The 18,806-nt window shown below is 42.7% G+C and carries 21 protein-coding genes; 9 read left to right on the plus strand and 12 right to left on the minus strand.

Annotation, left to right across the window (positions count from 1 at the left end):
• The first annotated feature begins 118 nt into the window (after positions 1-118).
• The 6 genes from FIS9605_RS0122510 to FIS9605_RS37815 are packed head-to-tail and all read left to right on the plus strand — an operon-like array spanning position 119 to position 4,412.
• A complete protein-coding gene (locus tag FIS9605_RS0122510) occupies positions 119-1,048 on the plus strand; it encodes an S-layer homology domain-containing protein (protein ID WP_026734617.1) in 930 nt (309 codons plus the stop codon).
• A 16-nt stretch (positions 1,049-1,064) separates the two neighbouring features.
• Positions 1,065-1,568, plus strand: a complete 504-nt coding sequence (locus FIS9605_RS44285) for a hypothetical protein (RefSeq protein ID WP_026734618.1) — start codon at positions 1,065-1,067, stop codon at positions 1,566-1,568.
• Between the two features lie 39 nt (positions 1,569-1,607).
• The gene (locus tag FIS9605_RS45410) at positions 1,608-2,900 is read left to right on the plus strand and encodes a recombinase family protein (RefSeq protein WP_231510419.1); all 1,293 of its coding nucleotides are present in this window, start codon (positions 1,608-1,610) and stop codon (positions 2,898-2,900) included.
• A gap of 22 nt (positions 2,901-2,922) precedes the next feature.
• The gene (locus tag FIS9605_RS45415; protein WP_231510420.1) at positions 2,923-3,060 is read left to right on the plus strand and encodes a hypothetical protein; all 138 of its coding nucleotides are present in this window, start codon (positions 2,923-2,925) and stop codon (positions 3,058-3,060) included.
• Between the two features lie 40 nt (positions 3,061-3,100).
• On the plus strand, positions 3,101-3,655 hold the full coding sequence (locus FIS9605_RS45420) for a hypothetical protein (RefSeq protein WP_231510421.1): 555 nt from the start codon (positions 3,101-3,103) through the stop codon (positions 3,653-3,655).
• Positions 3,656-3,668: 13 nt separating this feature from the next.
• Positions 3,669-4,412, plus strand: a complete 744-nt coding sequence (locus tag FIS9605_RS37815) for a DUF3267 domain-containing protein (protein ID WP_231510422.1) — start codon at positions 3,669-3,671, stop codon at positions 4,410-4,412.
• Between the two features lie 133 nt (positions 4,413-4,545).
• Here the strand turns inward: FIS9605_RS37815 and FIS9605_RS0122535 are convergent, their stop codons facing one another.
• The 8 genes from FIS9605_RS0122535 to FIS9605_RS0122575 form a co-directional block, all read right to left on the minus strand.
• Positions 4,546-5,379 (minus strand): DUF2382 domain-containing protein, encoded by an 834-nt coding sequence (locus FIS9605_RS0122535; RefSeq protein WP_026734619.1) that lies wholly within the window; start codon positions 5,377-5,379, stop codon positions 4,546-4,548.
• 271 nt (positions 5,380-5,650) lie between these two features.
• On the minus strand, positions 5,651-6,934 hold the full coding sequence (locus FIS9605_RS0122540; RefSeq protein WP_026734620.1) for a DUF389 domain-containing protein: 1,284 nt from the start codon (positions 6,932-6,934) through the stop codon (positions 5,651-5,653).
• Positions 6,935-7,042: 108 nt separating this feature from the next.
• Positions 7,043-7,438, minus strand: coding sequence for an OB-fold nucleic acid binding domain-containing protein (locus FIS9605_RS0122545; protein WP_026734621.1), 396 nt, complete (start codon positions 7,436-7,438; stop codon positions 7,043-7,045).
• A gap of 126 nt (positions 7,439-7,564) precedes the next feature.
• Complete coding sequence (locus FIS9605_RS0122550; protein ID WP_026734622.1) at positions 7,565-8,260, minus strand: rhomboid family intramembrane serine protease; 696 nt, start codon at positions 8,258-8,260, stop codon at positions 7,565-7,567.
• A gap of 62 nt (positions 8,261-8,322) precedes the next feature.
• On the minus strand, positions 8,323-8,718 hold the full coding sequence (locus FIS9605_RS0122555; RefSeq protein ID WP_026734623.1) for a YihY/virulence factor BrkB family protein: 396 nt from the start codon (positions 8,716-8,718) through the stop codon (positions 8,323-8,325).
• Between the two features lie 28 nt (positions 8,719-8,746).
• Complete coding sequence (mgtE, locus tag FIS9605_RS0122560; protein ID WP_026734624.1) at positions 8,747-10,144, minus strand: magnesium transporter; 1,398 nt, start codon at positions 10,142-10,144, stop codon at positions 8,747-8,749.
• A 449-nt stretch (positions 10,145-10,593) separates the two neighbouring features.
• Entirely contained in the window at positions 10,594-10,947 is a 354-nt protein-coding gene (locus tag FIS9605_RS0122565) for a phage holin family protein (RefSeq protein WP_026734625.1), read from the minus strand.
• 261 nt (positions 10,948-11,208) lie between these two features.
• A complete protein-coding gene (locus FIS9605_RS0122575; RefSeq protein ID WP_026734626.1) occupies positions 11,209-12,486 on the minus strand; it encodes a sensor histidine kinase in 1,278 nt (425 codons plus the stop codon).
• 245 nt (positions 12,487-12,731) lie between these two features.
• On the opposite strand from FIS9605_RS0122575, the gene FIS9605_RS0122580 reads away from it, so the two are divergent.
• Complete coding sequence (locus FIS9605_RS0122580) at positions 12,732-13,337, plus strand: hypothetical protein (RefSeq protein ID WP_026734627.1); 606 nt, start codon at positions 12,732-12,734, stop codon at positions 13,335-13,337.
• 49 nt (positions 13,338-13,386) lie between these two features.
• On the opposite strand, the gene FIS9605_RS0122585 is transcribed toward FIS9605_RS0122580, so the two are convergent.
• Positions 13,387-14,064 (minus strand): response regulator transcription factor, encoded by a 678-nt coding sequence (locus FIS9605_RS0122585; protein WP_026734628.1) that lies wholly within the window; start codon positions 14,062-14,064, stop codon positions 13,387-13,389.
• A 242-nt stretch (positions 14,065-14,306) separates the two neighbouring features.
• Between FIS9605_RS0122585 and FIS9605_RS0122590 the strand changes: the two genes are divergently transcribed.
• Positions 14,307-15,311, plus strand: a complete 1,005-nt coding sequence (locus FIS9605_RS0122590; RefSeq protein WP_026734629.1) for a sodium:calcium antiporter — start codon at positions 14,307-14,309, stop codon at positions 15,309-15,311.
• A 263-nt stretch (positions 15,312-15,574) separates the two neighbouring features.
• Here FIS9605_RS0122590 and FIS9605_RS0122595 read toward each other — a convergent pair whose 3' ends face one another.
• Together FIS9605_RS0122595 and FIS9605_RS0122600 are read right to left on the minus strand one after the other, a co-directional pair.
• Positions 15,575-15,811: a hypothetical protein gene (locus FIS9605_RS0122595; RefSeq protein WP_026734630.1), complete on the minus strand. Its 237-nt coding sequence runs from the start codon at positions 15,809-15,811 to the stop codon at positions 15,575-15,577.
• Between the two features lie 259 nt (positions 15,812-16,070).
• Positions 16,071-16,727 (minus strand): fasciclin domain-containing protein, encoded by a 657-nt coding sequence (locus FIS9605_RS0122600; RefSeq protein ID WP_231510423.1) that lies wholly within the window; start codon positions 16,725-16,727, stop codon positions 16,071-16,073.
• A gap of 491 nt (positions 16,728-17,218) precedes the next feature.
• Here FIS9605_RS0122600 and FIS9605_RS0122605 point away from each other — a divergent pair, with 491 nt between their 5' ends.
• On the plus strand, positions 17,219-17,488 hold the full coding sequence (locus FIS9605_RS0122605; protein ID WP_026734632.1) for a GlsB/YeaQ/YmgE family stress response membrane protein: 270 nt from the start codon (positions 17,219-17,221) through the stop codon (positions 17,486-17,488).
• A gap of 117 nt (positions 17,489-17,605) precedes the next feature.
• Here FIS9605_RS0122605 and FIS9605_RS0122610 read toward each other — a convergent pair whose 3' ends face one another.
• The gene (locus FIS9605_RS0122610; protein WP_035140000.1) at positions 17,606-18,502 is read right to left on the minus strand and encodes a YegS/Rv2252/BmrU family lipid kinase; all 897 of its coding nucleotides are present in this window, start codon (positions 18,500-18,502) and stop codon (positions 17,606-17,608) included.
• Between the last annotated feature and the right edge of the window lie 304 nt (positions 18,503-18,806).

The raw sequence follows: 18,806 nt of genomic DNA on the forward strand, positions 1-18,806 counted from the left end.
TAGAATTATCTCTTAATAAATATCCAGGAAAATCCATTTAATACCAATAGATAGATACAGCAATTAAATTCAGAAAATACTATTGTGTAAACAAGCATAATCATTAGGAGAAATTCTCATGACTAGCTTTCTTCGATTATTCTCAGTAGCTGTGTCTTTGCCAACTTTATGTTTGGCTGTAAATGCAACTGCACCGTTACGAAGTCATGCTCAAACTCCAACACAGACAACCTTTAGTGATGTGCAGCCTAATTATTGGGCACAGCCATTTATTCAACGCTTGGTACAAAGGAATATTGTGGCCGGATATCCTGATGGCACATTTCGACCAGAGCAAGCAGTACAGCGTGATGAATTAGCTGCAATCATTCGCAAAGCTTTTAACCAACCGCCAGTGCGACAGATAGAAAGCGGTTCTGCATTCGGAGATGTTTCTGAAGAATACTGGGCAGAACGTCCAATTGAATCAGCATATCAACAAGGCTTTATGTCCGCCTATCCCAATGGTAATTTTCGACCAAATCAACCTGTTACCAAAGTAGAAGCAATAACTGCTTTGAACAAAGGTCTGGATTTAACTTCTGATACACCAGTGGCAGCTTCTCCAACAACCCAACCAACTACACAACAACCAGCAAGGAGAAGACCAGTATTTTTTCCAATCGCAATTACTTCCTTAATGCAGCCTCTATTAATTCCTAGAGCCAATGCTGTACCTCCTCCTGCGACTGATCCTGAAACAACGACACCTCAAGCTACACAGCCCGACCGTTCTGCCTCAGCTATTGTCAGTGACAATTACAAAGATGCCAGCAGTATCCCGCAAAATGCCATTCCTGATGTAGCCGCAGCAACCAAACAAAATATAGTGGTCAACTATCCAAATCCAAAAGTACTCAATCCTAACCAGCCTGCTAGCCGTGCAGAAATTGCGGCTTTAATCCATCAAACATTGGTTTCTCAAGGAAGAATTGAACCACTTGCTGAAGATTCATCTGCTAATCAGTATATTGTTCGGACTTCTGATGATAACCAAAATACTCAATAGCAGTCGTTCATAGTTTATGGTTCATCATCACGAGCCAACTTATGTTTTCCGCCTAACGCACGAACTCGCGTTGCGTTGGGCGACCTTAAGTATCCTGCTGTTTTTTGCAAGTGTAGCAGGCGTGAGTGGATTTTACCAAGCTGTCCACGAGCGAACATGGACATTGGTATCTGCAACGAAACCATTACTTAATGCCCATCTCAAGAACCCATCAGCAAACTTAACTGACATAGAAGTAACTGATGTGATGCACCCACTATTTGGGCGAAGGTTTGCAGTGATATCCATATCAACCCCGCCAAGTGGTGAGGGTCATGCGGTAGTAGCCTATCGAGGTCATATGCGCTTACGCATTCCTTTATCAGCAACCCAATTAGCTCTCCCAAAACAGTATTTACGTACTAAGCTCACATTAGAGAGTGTGACTGAGTTAGTCACGTTAGCCAAACAATGTGAGGTTTTATGTCAATCCCACCCCGTGAGATCTGGGAACGCCTCACCCCAGCACTCCAAGAAGTAATCACAGACGAACTACAAACCGTCTTCCAGGAGGTAATTTATGAGTACCTCAGAGCTAGTAACACTCCAACACCTGAACCGCAAAGCGATAATCTACATTCGTCAGTCTACCCCACATCAATTAATCAGCAATCAGGAGAGTTTGCGTCTGCAATACGCTCTGCGTCAGCGAGCTATAGAACTGGGCTGGTCGGATAATAACATTGAGGTAATTGACACTGATCTAGGTATTACCGCCGCCAGCGCAGAACAGCGACCAGGCTTTAAAGAACTGTTAGCCCAGGTAACTTTAGGATTAGTAGGGATTATCCTCTCTTATGATGTTACTCGCCTGTCACGTAATTGCTCAGATTGGTATCCCTTGCTGGACTTGTGTGGTTACAGAGGTTGTTTGATTGCTGACAGAGATGGGGTTTATGATCCAAGTAGTGCCAATGGTCGATTATTGTTGGGACTCAAAGGACAAATTTCCGAAGTAGAGTTGCATACGATTCGTTCCCGCTTAAGTGCTGGGATTCTTAGCAAAGCCAGGCGTGGTGAACTGGCACTCACCTTACCTGTGGGTTTGGTTCGTGATGAACTGGGAGTGGTGCAGAAAGACCCAAATCGTGAGGTGATTAACCGAATTAACTTAGTGTTTGAGATTTTTGGGCAACGTAAGTCAGCTTCCAAAGTGTTGCAGACGTTCAACAGTGAAGGGCTGTTGCTTCCACGGAGAAATCGCTTTGGTGATATTTTCTGGCGCAAGCCTAGCGTGGCAAGTATCATCTCAATTCTGAAAAATCCTGCCTACGCTGGTGCATTTGTATATGGACGTACACGTACTCTCAAACGTGGTTTGGTTTCAAATCAGCCACAACAAAAGCAATTGCCAATGGCCGAATGGAAAATCCGAGTCAATGACGTATATCCAGCTTACATCAGTTGGCAAACCTACGAGCGTAATCAGGCACAGCTTATGGATAATTATGCTGAGTATGACCGCAATAAAACTCGTGGTATCCCTCGCCCTGGTGCAGCATTACTGCATGGGATAGTTTACTGTGGTGAATGTGGTCACAAGATGGTTGTCCAGTACAAAGGCGCAACCCGCTATATTTGTAACTCCTTACGGCAGCAGTATCGTGTGCCTGTTTGTCAGTATATTCCTGCTGATGCAATTGATGAGTACGTAGTCAATGCCTTTTTAGAAGCTTTGTCAGTTGTAGAGCTAGATGCTTATCACAAAGCTGTCAAAACCCAACAGCAGTCTCAAGAGACAGTGGAACGAGGCGCACTCTCAACAAATACAACGTTTACAGTATCAAGTAGCACTAGCAGAAAGACAGTTTAACCGGGTTGACCCGGATAACCGATTGGTAGCGGCCGAACTAGAACAGCGTTGGGAAAACGCTTTACGCGAACTAAAACTTGCCCAAGAAAACTATGCTCAACGTCAGCAGCCTCAAACAGTAGATCACCTACCAAAAGAACTCAAAACTGCTTTTTATTAACATTGGACAAAGGCTCCCTGAACTTTGGCACAGTGGCACCTTGACACAAGTGCAAAAAAAATCTCTGCTACGCTGCCTCATTGATAAGGTCGTCATTCATCGTGTTGCACGTGATACAGTTCGCACTCGGATTATTTGGAAAGGTGGTGACACTACTAATGTTGACCTGCCAATCCCAGTTGGTTCATTGGCTGAACTCACCAATGCCCAGGAATTGGAAACTCAGGTTGTTAGTTTGAGCCAACAAAGTATTGATGACCAAGTTATCGCTCAACAACTGACGGCACAAGGTTATCGATCGCCACTATGCAAAACTCTCCTGCCCAGTACAGTCAAAACTATCCGGCTTAAACATCATATTTTTCAAAACCGTAGCCAGTCTCATCCCCGCGAGATTTCGGGTTATCTTACGGTTCCTCAAGTTGCCCAGTCTTTAGAACTTTCACCCCACTGGATCTACGATCGCATTCATAACGGAACGATCGCCATTAGCAAGGATGAATCAACCGGGCTTTATCTGTTTCCTAACCTTCCCGATACACTCTTACAATTCCAAAAGCTCAAAGCTGGAGAACTCCAGAACTTGCGTTTTTGAAAGGAGTATCAAGATGCCCAATCAAACCAACCAGACAAATCAATTGCCAGCCCTTCTAGTATTTTTGGGATTTATTGGTGTTTTATTCGGACAGATTATTATTCACGAATTAATTCACGGGGTGGCATTCGCTGCCTTTGGTGGGTCGCCCCGTTACGGAGTTGGTGTGAAATTTTTCTTTCCTTATGCCTACGCGACTTCACCAGGAACTCGCTTTTCCCGTAACGAATTTTTAGTAATTGGACTGGCTCCCCTGGTGGTAATTGATCTGTTGTGTCTGGTATTGCTGGCGATATTTCCACAAGCAGCTTGGCTTGGTTGGATTGTAGTATTTAACACTTCTGGAGCTAGCGGTGATTTGTGGATGGCGACGCTGCTGCTGCGCTGTCCTGCCTCAATTGAAGTTGAAGACCGTCGTACAGGTATGGCGATTTACGCTCCCTCTCATGTTGATGTTCGTTCTCTACCCTTTAAAACTTCTAGCTCAAAGGTTCGTTCCGCTTTGTGGGTTTGGGGTAACGCTACGCTGATAGTTTTGATGGTACTGTTTTTGGGTAGTTTTCTTTTGATGCCAATCTTTCAGATTTTGCAGGTTTCTTCATTTGTCTTGGGAACAGACACTTTCTGGATTATGCGCTGGCAGAATAACGAGCAAGGATTTGGTATTGGTTTCAACCTGTTGTCTGTTTTGGCGATCGCTGCCTTTTTTGGACTTGTAGGTATTTTGGTGAAGGCAATTGACTCCAAAAGACAGTGACCGAACAAGGCAAAAGTAAAAAGTTAAAAGGCAAAAGAAAAAGAAAAATGGTCACAGAGCAACTAAATTTATTTATGGGGATTATCTTTTTACTTTTTACTTTTTACTTTTTACTTCTTAAACAATACTAGAGTTACTTGTCGACAATCGGACGACCCTCACTATCTAAATCAAGCTCTTCGCGTCGAACAGTTTCCTGAGCTTGAGCTGTGTCATGTTCTACAACTTTCTTAACTCGGACTTCTTCCCGCACAACAGCTTCTTTGTGAAAATCGGGCGTTTCTTCGTAAATGTCCATACGGGCTACTTCACCTTCACGAAAGGCTTTATCTGGATTGGTTGGTGTAGCATTCGTGGGATTTGTGCGCTCAATTATAACTCGCTCTTTTTCAACCGGTACTGCAACCCGAGCAGTATCAGTTTCTACGTGTTTACCAACAGCAACTTCCCCAGTTTTACGACGTTGCTTGTTAGCAATTAATCGTTCTTCGTATAATTTCAAGGATTGGCTATCCTGTTTGTTAATGTCGTAAAGTGACGGTTCCTGCTCGTAATTGTAAGTGCTGCGGTCATAAGCAGCAGGCTGAGTCATACCAGAAGTAGCAACTGAGCCACGATACACTCCGCGTACTTGCTCTTCATAGTCGTAATCAACCTTTTCCAATTCATCAAAGTTAGGCAGGTTTTCGACTTGCTCTTTAGTCAGACCTTTGGCATAAATTCGTTTGTCAGTGTAACGAATGTCAGCAAGACCAACTGGTAGCAAAACTTTTTTACCAAAAATCCAGAAACCTGTGTCCACTACAAAATAGCGGAATTTACCTGTTTGTTCATCAACTAAAATGTCGTGAACAGAACCAACTTTGTCATTTGTTTGAGCATAAACATCAAAACCCTTGATGTCATCAATGTCGGAGTAATCTTCACGATAGTCGGGGTAGAATTCTTCTAATTTTACAAGTGCCATTTGGTTTTTCTCCAACTTTATATCTGTTATCTACTATGTTAAAAAGATTTGTTAAACAATCTTCTAACTATTGGATGATTAAGTATTAAAAATGGTGATAAATTTGTCAAAAATTAGTACTTTAAAATATGAAATTAAAGATGATTTTGTCGGAAATTTTAGTTATTACTAGCAGATGTAATGATATTTTCTCTTTTTTTATATAAATATTACTTCTAAATGATTTTTCCGCTGAAAACTCATGAAATAGAAAGACTGAAGCTTTCGCTCTTCAGTTGCTAGTAGGAAGTTCCAGTACACTGACATCAATAAGGGGTGTGATGTTGAGATTCTGTTGTAGTAAACGGTTTTGGATGGCTTGAGTAAGGCGGAAACGAATTGCCTCTGAAGATGCGATCGCATCCTTACGCCGTTGGACGTAGACTACACAAAGTAGTGTGTTCTGCCCTTTGATGTCCGCATGAGTGAATCGAACATTCGCCTCTACCAAGGTCACTAGAGGGCTTTGGCTCACAACTTCCTCAATTTGGGCATTAGCGCGTTGAGCAAGAGTGGAGCGTTGCAAATCGGGGGAACTGGTAAACTGCCAGGTTAGCAAGCTTGCTATTGCTGCTACAGTAAATACCAATGCCACAGGAAATAACCAGCGTTTGCCCCGTTTATAACGCACTCCTCGTGCAGACAATCCAAAAAAGTGGAACAACAACGCAGCGGTGAAATTAATTCCTAGCAGTTGTAGTAACAGTAAGAACAAACCGCTAACTACCAAATCCCACCTACCAATTGCGCTTGCCATACCGACAATTCCCGCAGGGGGAGCCAAGGAAGCGGCAACTAGCATTCCGGTTGCTGCTCCAGATACCAGACTACTCCGTTCAGATTGAACTAGATTCAACGCTCCTGCTGCTCCTGCTGCTAAGGGTAACAACACCGCCACTGAGGAAATCTGACTCCGTTCAATCATCAAACTCGTGGCAATATTCTGCCGCATAATTAAACTGAGCATTCCGGCAACAGCTATCGTCACTGCCAAAGCCGCAAAATAACGCAGGATGCCGCGCCAGAGCAGTTGGCTATCTCCCCTCGCTGTTGCGATCGCCACATTCATCGCTGGACCCGCAAACGGAGCAATCAGCATTGCCGCAGTTAGTAAGTAAATTGTGTTGGTATATAAGCCAATCCAGACCACAAAACCAGCTACAGCCGCATATCCCAGAAAACCTCGCCAAGAGCCAACACTTTGCAGACCACCGAGGAAAATCTCTATTGGGCTACGTTCCTCCACATTTTTGACCTGCTGCGGTGCTTGTGAAGCTGGAGGACTCAGAGCCATTACTCCCGTTGGCAACAGTGTGATATGTAATTTAGGTATATCTTCTAGTTTCGCTAACAGCTTTTCAACTTGCTGATTAGATACATGAATCAAAACTAAATCAAGTAATTCCTCGCTGCCTGTTGCCTCGAACTGAGCCAAGTTCTCTCCATCAAGAGACTTAGCAATGTCAAGAACTTTTTTCCCTTGTCCGCGTGGCACTTGGACAATTAGTTGGCGCATGATAAGTTATAATACCCTGTTAATGCTTACCATCTCGCATTACAGGAGAGTTTTATCTCTAGCTAGAGGTATATTTGCTAATGATGCTCGTTTGTGAGTGAATGACTGCTAGTTGGGTCGGTTGCGGTTAGAACCACCCGCCCAAGGTGGCGGGCCTTGAGGTGGGCGAATATCAATTACAGAACCATCTGCACGAGTAATGGAAAAGGCATCTAACTCACCACCTCTGCCCAACTCACCTGTAACAGTAACCTGCTCACCAGGCTTAAGATTAATTTCACGCCACCAACGCGGCCCGGCATCAACAATTAGTTGCCCTGTACCATCGTCAATGATGAAATCATTACCTACAATTTGCGTAACTTTACCAGATACAGTTGTGCCGTTGGCACGTTGTTGTAAATCACCAATTTTGGTTTGAGCCTGCGCCAAGGTAGGCAAAGTCGGAATTGTAATTGCAGAAATTGCTGCTAAGGTTAAGCCGAATAATACTCGTTTATTCATCGCTAATCACCTTTTAACTCTGCTTACTTCATTTTGGAAACAAAATGTGAAGGAAAAGTGACAGTAAGAATGCAGATGAATTTTCAACAGCAGTTCAATTCAACTGAATGCCAAAATTTTCATGTTCTAGCGCCGCTTGTACAAGCCGAATAGAGGAGCAAGAATTGCCCCAAAGACGAAGCCTCCTGCGTGTGCCCAGTAGGCAATCCCCCCACCTTCCATCCCGATATTGGAGCGAGCCTGTAAGCTGGCGATACCATAGAAAGCTTGCTGGATAAACCAAAACCCAAGAAAGAAAAATGCGGGAATTCGTATTGTGGTCAAGAAAAATCCCAAAGGAACTAAAGTGAGAACTTCGGCTCTTGGAAAACGAAGAATGTATGCACCTAAAACTCCGGCAATAGCACCACTAGCACCCAAGGAAGGAATCGTCGAATTTTGTGAAAAGAACCACTGGGACAGTGCTGCTAAAACGCCGCACGTCAGATAAAAAATTAAATATTTCACATGACCCAAGCGATCTTCAATATTGTTACCAAAAACCCATAAAAACAGCATATTTCCTGCCAAGTGCAAAAAACCGCCATGTAGGAATTGGGATGTAATCAAGGTCATCCACTCTGGTATCACCTGATTATCCAAGCCAGTGGGGCAAGTGCTTGAAAGTTGGCATGGTACTAGTGCCGCAGCGTAGAAAAACCTTTGCAATTGTTGCGGTGTCAGGCTCAGTTGATAAAGAAAAACAAGGATATTGGTAATAATTAGCCCGTAGGTGACATACGGGGTAATTGTTGTTGGGTTGTTATCTCGCAGAGGAACCACAATTGTTTTTCCTGATAATTGCTACTTGAGAATACTTAGAAGTTATAGCCGATTCATAGATATTATTTCCTTTTCACCCTGTTGTCTTTAGTATTGACAACAAAAGTGAATAGAAAGTGACAAACATGAAAATGCTGTTGCAATTTTAAGAGATGATTTATAAAATTGAAAATCAGTCTAAACAGATCTCCACGGGTATCTTCTCTCATATTGGCAATTGCAGTGCCAAGTAATTGTGCACCTCCTTCGCCAACTATTTCTGTCATTTGGTCAACAATCTGTTGTTTCGCTGTTGTTTCTCCATAAATTACACCAAGGATTACTACGATCATCACCATCAAAGGTGCAAGAGAAAATACTGTGTAATAAGCTAAGGATGATGCCAAGAGAGATACTTCGTTAGATTGCCACTCTGAAAATGTTTCTTTTAAAAGTCTCCAAACTTGTCTTAAACTCATAATAAAAATCAGTTGGCTAGCAGCCTCTTTATAGTTGTAAAATTGCTCTAGCTAGCATTAGATAAATAAAAACTCCCAAAACATCTACAAGAGACGTAATAAAAGGAGCTGACATTAAGGCTGGATCTAAACCGATCGCACCAAATAAAAAAGGTAAGCCAGAACCTGAAACAGCTGCTAAGATAGTAATTGCCAGCAAACTCATCCCTACAGTAATTGCTATTGGCAAACTACCTTCAAGCAAATAAGCCCAGAAAATCACTGCTATCCCTAACATCACTCCCAATAGCGCTCCTGTGATTGTTTCCCGCGTCACAACTTGCAAAGCTTTTTTGATGCCAACTTCCCTAAGATTAAGACCTCGAATTACCACTGTTGAAGATTGCGCTCCGACATTTCCACCTGCGTCAATCAATAAGGGAATAAAGGCAGCTAAGGCAACAACTTGTTCTAAAACATTCTCCTGAGCACTGATAACAGCAGTAGTACCAGTATTGGCAAGTAAGAGAACAAATAGCCAGACCACCCGTTTACGAGCTGCTGTCAACACGTTCGTCTGGAAATAGTTATCGCCCCCAGCTTCCACGCCACCTAGTTTGTAAATATCTTCCGTGGTTTCTTGCTCTAAGACATCCAGCACGTCATCCACAGTCACAATACCAACGAGACGCTGTTCTGTATCCACTACAGGCACAGCTAATAAGTCGTAGCGTTGGATAATTTGCGCTACTTCTTCTTGGTCTGTATCCGTTTGAACGAATACCACATCACGGGTCATAATTTCACCCAACCTTTGCTCTGGCTGGGCAATCACTAAATCTCTAAAGGAAAGAGTTCCCGTGAGACGGCGTTCTCTATCAGTCACGTAAAGGTAGTAGATAATTTCAGTGGCACTAGCTAAAACGCGAACCCGCTCAATAGCTTGGCTAACTGTTAAATCCTCCTTCACAGAAAGATATTCTGTGGTCATGATCCGCCCAGCAGTACCCTCTTTGTAGCCTAGAAGTAGGGCAGTAGCTTCGCGTTCAGCTGGACTGAGTTGTTGCAATAGACGCTGGACGACAACAGCGGGTAACTCGTCAAATAGTCGCGCTCGATCGTCTGGCGACATCTTATCTACAATGTCAAGAACTTCTTGCTGCCTTAATTCTGCAATCAAGGACTGCTGGATGCTGGAGTCGAGATATTCATAGACTTCGATTGCCTCTTGTTTGGAAAGTAAGCGAAAAGCTATAGCCTGCATAGCTTTTGGCAAACCCTCAATAGCTTGAGCAATATCCGCAGGTTGTACGGGTACCAATAGGGCTTTTGCTCCCTGGAAGTTTTCTTGTTGTAGCAGTGCTTCGAGTTGCGATCGCACTAACTCCACAAGTTCTTGTCGGGACACACTCAGTTGGCATGGAGAGGAAGGTGGATTCTCAGTCAAAAGGCACCTCCTTGATGCAGACTTACATTCAAACCTTTTAAATCAAAATACAAAATATTTAAATTTTTGATTCACACATAAAGAAATCCCTAACCCCCAAATATTACTAGACAATAGTCCAGGAATATGGGGGTGAGGAAACATATCAACTCTTGCACCAAAAAAGTGAATCAGTAATTCACCTTTTTGATTTGCAATTTAGTTAAATCCGCCATAACTAACCCTTTCAAGGTGTAATGTATTTTTCTTGGTGTCTTAGTGTCTTTGTGGTGAAAAAATTGACTTTTGAACCACCAAGGCACTAAGACACAAAGGTGAAAAGCCCAAAATTCGGGAAATTTTTTGAGGATTTTTACCCACCTTGAAAGGGCTAATCCGCCATAACTAACTTCAGTATTGGCAGTAAATGTGAAGAGAAAGTGACAGCAGTAGAAGTAAATTAAACAATATTAAGTTACATTTCTGACTAAAAGTCCCAGCACTGTAGAAACAATCGTCAGAACAACAGAAGCTAACAATGCAGGTAAGAAACCAGCAACAACAAAACCAGGAACGAGGAATCCTACCAGCCAAAGCATGAGCGCATTAACGACAAAAAGAAATAAACCTAGCGTGATAATTGTAAGGGGAAGCGTCAAAATCACCAAAAAAGGTCGAACAATCGCATTGACTAAGCCTAAAATCAACGCGGCAATTGCAGCTGTGCCAAAAGTGTTAAACTCAAAGCCTGGTACAAAATAGGCTGTAAGCAATAGTGATAGAGCTGCAACTAGCCAAGTTAGTAAGAAGTTCACTATCAACATGCTTCAAATATCGTTCCTGGTCAAAGTTTGATACCAGTTTTAAAAATTGTAAATAGGGCAGATGGGGATATGAAAAAGTCAAAAGTTAAAAGATTTTTTGACTTTTGACTTTCCCCCATTGCCCGATCTGTCACAACACGTGTGGGTTCTAAACCCACCACACACAACAGTTAGAGGTCTAAAGGAGTGTAACCTCCTTCTCTAGCTATCTTCAGTATTGCCAAAAAATGTGAACAGAAAGTGACGCACTCACTACTGCGACTACTTGAGTGGCAAAAAAATTTGAAAAGTTGACCCCTTATCGATGACACTTTTGACATTAATATGACCAGCGTGTGCAGAGACGATTTGTTGGACAATTGATAACCCTAAACCATATCCGCCAGTTTTGCGCGATCGCTTTTTATCCACCCGATAAAACCGCTCAAAAATATGCGGTAGATCAGCTTCAGGAATACCGATACCATTGTCTATAACTTCAATCACAGCCCAATTTGACTGGATGAACAGCCGCAGCTGAACTTGACCTCCAGGGGGAGTATATTTACAAGCATTACTGAGTAAATTAACTACTGCTTGACGCAGCAAGTCGGCATCACCGAGCACAATCACACTAGTAGTTGGTAAAGTATAAGTTAGATTGAGATGTTTTGCAGCGTCTTGGGTTGCATATTCATCTGCTATCTGTAAAAGCTCACTCTTCAAGTCAACTTGTTGTAAAGATTCAGGTGATAATCGACCTGCATGGCGCGCGAGAAACAGCAGATTATTCACCAGAGTACTCATTGACTTGGCGACATCAAGAATTTTCTCGAAGCGCTGACGCTGCATTTCGGGACTACTAGATTGAGAAATTAACCCGTATTGGGCATTACTAGTAATAGCTGACAAAGGCGATCGCAATTCATGGGAAGCATCAGCTGTGAAGCGTTGTAGCTGGTCGTAGCTGTCACGAATGGGTTGCATTGCTATTCCCCCCAAACACCAACCAGCTAAACCGATAACTCCTAAGGTCACTGGTACTGTCAAAAGTAAAACCAATCGTAACTGAGCCAGATTATTTTGTGCCGATGCTAGCGGCGTTGCAACTTGGAGATAACCGATTAATAAATTATCCTGGTAGACGGGCAGCGTTAACTGACGGAGCCAAGTAACGGTGGATGCTCCCTTTGAGGAGTAAAACGTGGTTTTGAGAGTGTGAAAACCAGGGGTGATTGTCAACTGCGCCTCTGGAGTCGTACCGAAAAATTGCACCAGTTCCCCTTTGGTGTCGTACCAACGCGCATATACGAATTCAGTACCCAGTGGTGGTACGTTACTTCCTAAAAGCGGCACATTTTCTAGATCTAGCTGTTTTTTACGCAGCTCGTACTTTGCGTTCACCGCCATGACTCTGGATTTTTTGTAGAGTAAGCGATCGAGATCCTCTAGTTCGTCTAAGACTGCTTGATAGTAAATTACTCCCGCAAAAATAACCAAAATGCTCCCCATCGTGAGGGTAAACCATAGAGCTAAATTACTGCGACTACGATGAAACATGAAACTTAGGCGAGAGGCTTATACTATGCAGATGTAGCTAAAATCCTCTGAAAGCGCGTTTGTGAAAGTATTGGCGCAATAGTCGTTTATTTTACTACCTAGGCTAGAAAAACCAACAGGATATCTTTCATCACTTAGATTCTTATAAAGCGTGAGTGTGAAAAAGTTTTTGCACAACAATTGTGACACTCGGTTTATCCAAATTTTAATCTGCCTACTTGCTGCCCAACTAAGTTCGTTGCCATATGTCCTTGTCCCACTTATTGCAAAAACTGCACTCTTCCAAGTTAGAATATTTGCTGCCTCTGCCGCTGCTCCTAATTGCTTTTGGACTTGGTGGTGAATCGTTGACAAATCTACTATTGAGTCGTTCCTACCCTACACTAGACAAGCTCCAAGCTGATACGCAAACGGTAAAGGTGCAGGTTGCGGCCAATGTGGTAGTAACCGAAGTTGAAATTGAAAAAGAGCAGGAGTTTACCGAAGTTGAACTTAAGACCGCAAACTCTGTACTCAAAAAGTTAACGTTCAAGGTTCCAGTCACAGAATTAAGCAAGGCAAAAGCCATAATTGCTAAAGAACTGGGAGTATCTGGTGAAGTAGAAACTCTGCAAGCTGATACACAAATGCAAGTGCGATCTACGGTTCAAGTGCTAGGAATACTAGCTGAAATAGAAAAAAAGCAAGAAATTACAAAAATTGAGGTCAATACCGCCAACTCCATACTTAAAAAGTTAGAATTTGAATTGCCAGTCACAGAATTCAGCTCTGTAAAAGCCATGATTACCCAAGAACTGGGATTGTCTCGTGAAGATGCCAGGATGTTAGTCAGCTATCGGGTAAAAAATTAGCAAGCATTCAAAATTAAAAGAATAATTCTTAATTTTTTACTTTTTATGTTTAATTGTCTGGAGCTTTTAAGCTATAACCCATACCGTAGACAGTTTTAATCCAATCCGCTGCACCAACTAACTGCAAGCGATGCCGCAATTTGCGTACTAACACAGTCAACGCATTACTTTCCGGTTCCGTACCCCACTCCCACAATGCTTCTTCAATCTGTTCGCGGGTTAAGACTTGATTGCGGTGACGCATTAGGTACTCTAGCAATTGAGCTTCCCGTGGTGATATTTCTACACTTGTGTGGTTGCGTTCAACAGTTAAGTTACTTAGATGCAGTTGTAAATCTGCAACACGGAGAATATCTCCCACCCACTGAGGAGAACGCCTCGATAGCGCACGTACCCGCGCTAAGAGTTCCACTAAGTCAGCAGGTTTGACAAGATAGTCATCTGCTCCTGCATCTAAACCTGTGACTTTATCAGGTGTGGTATCCTTGGCACTAAGCATCAACACAGGTGCAGTTTTGCCAAGAAGTCGATACTGATGACACAGACTTAACCCGCTGATTGTAGGCAACATCCAGTCTAAAATTAACAAGTCGTACTCTTTTTTGGACAAGAGCCATTGTGCAGTTTCTCCATCTTCAACGCCATCGACAATATATCCAGCTTCCGATAGTACACCTTGTAATGGCTCTAATTGTTCGGGATCGTCTTCTACCAGCAATATCCGCATAAAGATTTTTTGGCAACCAACGCAACTAAAATTGCCAACCTCCCTATTTATGGTAGAAAACCCAAATCTACCTCTCGTCTTCCACCAGTAATATTTCTGATTGTAGGTTGTGGATACCTGGATTGATGCTTTATCCTACTCCTCCTGCTATTTTCAAACATAAGGAAACAGTTTGTTGTATTCTGCAATCCGCACAGTATTGTCAGGCATCAATATAGCATCCCAGCATCAGGAGACAAGCCATGTTGCTTTTGATTCAGGTCGTTTTATGTATCGTTCTAGTAGTCATCGTAGGTACATGGCTTTCACGCAGCGCTGATATCCTGGCTGAAAAGACTGGTTTGGGACGTACTTTGGTTGGTGCGATCCTGCTGGCGGGTGTTACTTCCTTACCAGAGTTGGCAACAGGGATCAGCGCCGTTGCTGTGTTCAATGCACCGGATCTGGCAGCAGGAGGTATCTTTGGTAGTTGCTTGTTTAACCTGTTCATCCTGGCGCTACTGGATATCGTGACTGGGCCTGGACCCCTGTTTCAACGAGCGCACATCAGTCACGGATTGGCGGCTGGTTTGGGGTCTATATTGCTAGGTATTGCAGCTGCTGGGATGTTGCTTGCTCAAAGCAACTATAATTTGACTCTGGGCTGGGTTGGCATTCCCAGTATTTTACTGTTCGTAGTTTATTTCCAAAGCACACGCATAATTGCTCAGTTTGAGCGCCGAAGACGTGCTGAAGTGCTGGAGGTGGAAGCTGAAGTTTTTCAATATGAACATATCAAGCGCCAGCAGGCGTATCTGATGTTTGGGTTGCTTTCAGCAGCAATTGTGGTATTGGGGGTGTGGTTGGCATTTTTGGGCGATCGCGTTGCAGCAGTGACAGGATTGGGGGAAAGTTTTATCGGGGCATTACTGTTAGCAGCAACTACTTCACTACCGGAAGTTGTTGCTGGACTAGCAGCTATCCGACTCAATGCTGTGGATCTAGCAGTTTCCAACATCTTTGGTTCCAATATTTTTAATATGGCAATTTTGGGGGTTTACGACATAGCCTATTTCCGGGGCGATTTGTGGTCTCACATCAGTTCTGTGCATATCTTCACAGCAATTGTGGCATTGATAATGACTTCAGTGGCAATTGTTGGGTTAATTTACCGCGCTGTACGCCCATCACGACTGTACATCTCCTGGGATGGGCTGTCACTAATTGCCCTCTATATCGGCGGAATGTATATTATCTATCGCAGTTGAGAGACAATATCGCGGTTCTCGTTTGAATGAGGTAGGCGGGTAGGGGCAATTCATGAATTGCCCCTACAACTTCACTCAATTGGGAACCGCGATAGCAGCGTCAGTTTTTTCTGGTTGTGGAAGAACTTGACAAGAACGGTAAACACTTCCACAGGAGTGGATCAAAGTTGCTACTCACCCTATCCAGCCTGTTTGGTGATTTGCTCCCAATCCAGCACCGTTATCGCCGTTAAAATACTCATAAGTAGAAAGGCATAAATAAACTAAAAACAGTGCGGGCTAGAAGCCCACCCTAGCACATTTATTGCTTTCAGAAAAGCGATCGCACCTAATAAGCTGTAAGCAAACCGTCGTCCTCTCATCCAAAATGCTAAAGCGAAAACTACCGCAACAGCAGTACCTGAACCCAGTTGTGCGATCGCCTCAAACGACCAACTCCAACTCTCACCAAACAAGCGCTGGATAAAAATAATTGGCTCATGACTCCAGAGTATCTCCATCCCTAGAACACCGATTCAGTAATCTTCAAATCAAAAGAAGGAAAAGAGGACACGGGGAGATTGGGACGCTCTTACACGGAGAGTGTTATTGATAGGTTCTCCGCGTTCCCATTCCCCCTTTCCCCTCTCCCTTGTCTCATCCATAAAGACAATTTCTGAATACTGAATCGACGTTCTGGATAACACTTTTTTCCTCTTTAAGCGATCGCCTGATTTGAGCAGTGACAGTGGATTACACCATCAAACTGCTCCTGATGGTTTACAAGTTTAAGTTGGGGGGCACAATTACCTGGTCAACTACATGAATGACGCCGTTACTTGCTTGAATGTCTGGCTGAGTAACGCTAGCATTGTTAACTCGAACTTGGTTAGTTGCTTGATCAACTTGTACGTTGACTGGATTATTAGCAAGAGTTTTTACCTCTCCAGACTGAAGTTGCTCGGCTGTCAAGTTACCTGGAACAACGTGATAGGTCAAAACCTGTCTGAGAGTCTCGCGGTTTTCTGGTTGAAGCAATCGCTGTCGAGTTGCTTCGGGGATAGCAGCAAACGCTTGGTCTGAAGGCGCGAACAAGGTATAAGGCCCATCATCATCTAACTTGTCTTCTAAATCTGCTTCATCAATCAGATTTGCAAGTGTTGTCAATGAAGGATTAGCTTGTACAACACCCTTTATATCTTCATCCACCGTTGCACCAGGAGTTGCAGGAGGGGTCGTCGGAGTAGTTGGAGGTTGTTCAGGCGTATCTTCTACATCTGTGGCAGGTGGTGTAGTTGTTGGAGGGACTTGAGCAGTATCGTTTGGTGCACAGGCTGCAAAAACTGGCAGTAACAGAATACCTGTAGCAAACGCAAACTTTTTAATACTTCGAGCACAATTTTGAGTCTTTATATTCTTCACCATGATACGAGACATCAAACCGTTTAATTGCTTTTCTTACGTTAAACAATAAATGTGAATGGAATGTGACGGTAATTATTGTCTGTCTTACAGCTGAGTAAAGATTCTAATCTCTATCAAGCAAGTTTTTAGGTTAAAATATTGCTTTTATATCAAAAGATAGATGTTGTATGTTTTTGCAAAACGAGCATTTATTTGTATAGGAATCCGGTTTAATTTTTGAAAAAATCTAAGTACAAGTAGGGTGCGTTAGCCTTTGGCGTAACGCAACGGCAATAAAGGGGGAGGAAAATCCACACCCCTTTTTGCCTCCCCTACGTATCTTTTCAAAAATCAAATACTAGTCCTATATAACTTGAGTAAGAATATTTATCTAACTAGAGATGGTTAATTTAGGCGTGAGTAATTGGTAAATTAAAAACATAAAATCAGGTTAAATCTTGGTTTAAATAATTCCAAGTTATACCATTTATCCAAATAATTGTAGAATTAAAGGGAGTAAAACCATGAATATTTTAGCTTGGATTATTTTAGGTTTACTGGCAGGTGCTATTGCTAAATGGATTTATCCTGGTTCGCAAGGGGGCGGCTTGCTTGGAACCATACTTTTGGGAATTGTAGGAGCTTTTATCGGCGGAACTTTATTTGACCTTCTACAAACAGGAACACTCACTTTTACTGCCGCAAGTCTCTCGCTTCCGGGTGTAATTGTCGCAGTATTAGGTGCGATTATCGCTATCTTCTTGTATTATCAGTTTACCCGTAGAGCTTACTAAAGTAGGTTGTTGTAGCAGTCCAGATAGAGAATTTGGTGGAAAATAGTGCCAAGCCGTGCTACGAGAATTGTAATCCTCGTAGCACAGTTTTCTACTAATAACTATAAGTTGGAAATTTTACCCTGAAACTGATGGCACTAAAATCGTTAGACCTCCTGGAATACATTTAATTTCAAGCGGAGTAGTTCCATTCATATCACCATCTAAAGCTACTTTTTTTTGAGGTTCAGTTCTCACCCTCACATTCCTAGCGCGTAGGTGCTGAATATCATCTCGATTAGTAGCACTACCTGTGAAGCCCGACCTCAGCAGATGATAAGCAGCAAACAGAGCATTTTGGCGGTTAGCAGGAGCAACGATTGTCACATCTAGCAGACCATCATCTATTATTACTCCCGCAGGCCCATGTGCCAGAATTGAAGTCGGTGCAGCTGCATTGGCAATAGTGACAGCTGAGGCTGATAAATTAAGTGTTTCCTTTTCGGTTTCAATGTAGACTGTAAAAGTATCTAAATTTGCCAGTTGTTTTATCCCTGTCCCAACAAATGCCAATGTACCAAAAAGCTTTTTAGCTTTTTTGTCAGTTTCTTTAATAGTTTCAGCTTCAAAACCGATCGCACTCAGGACAATCATTGGTTTGTTATTGCATAAAGCAACATCCACTTTTCGAGGTACACCAGTTAAAATTGTTTGGCAGGCTTCCTTAATTACAGTGGAAATGCCTAAAGCTTTCGCAAATGCATTGACAGTACCTCTGGGAATTATACCAAAAGGAATTCCTGTACCAATCACTGCTTCAGCAGCACCTGATATCGTACCATCACCTCCAGATACGATAATCATTTCTGTACCGCGTTCAATCACTTCACGAACTAACTGAGAAGGACTAACTTCATGGGTAGGGCGAATATCCAGGTTGATTTGAGGTTCCAATACTTCTCGGATTGCCACTAAATCTGCCACAGGATCGCCCTTTCCCGCAGATGGATTAAAAATAAGAATTGCTGCTTGCATGATCTTTGAAATGCCTAGATAGTTAATTTCCCAATTTGTAGGATTTGTTGCACATTTATTAAGGATGGTCGCTTCGCTTCAAAAAAATGATTAAAAACAAAGATACAAGACCTCAAATTTAATTAGGTCTAAGTTTCATAACCTCTATCTACAGACCTACGCAAACTGAACCCAGGTACGGAACCAGTGACAATATTCACACAACACTATCTTAGGAGTGTTTTGTGATACTGACAGTACGATCGCAATTCTCCAAAATAGAATTGCTCCGAACAGGGAAATCATGCCTCAATCAATAGCAGCA

Source organism: Fischerella sp. PCC 9605 (genome assembly GCF_000517105.1).
Lineage (GTDB): Bacteria > Cyanobacteriota > Cyanobacteriia > Cyanobacteriales > Nostocaceae > PCC9605.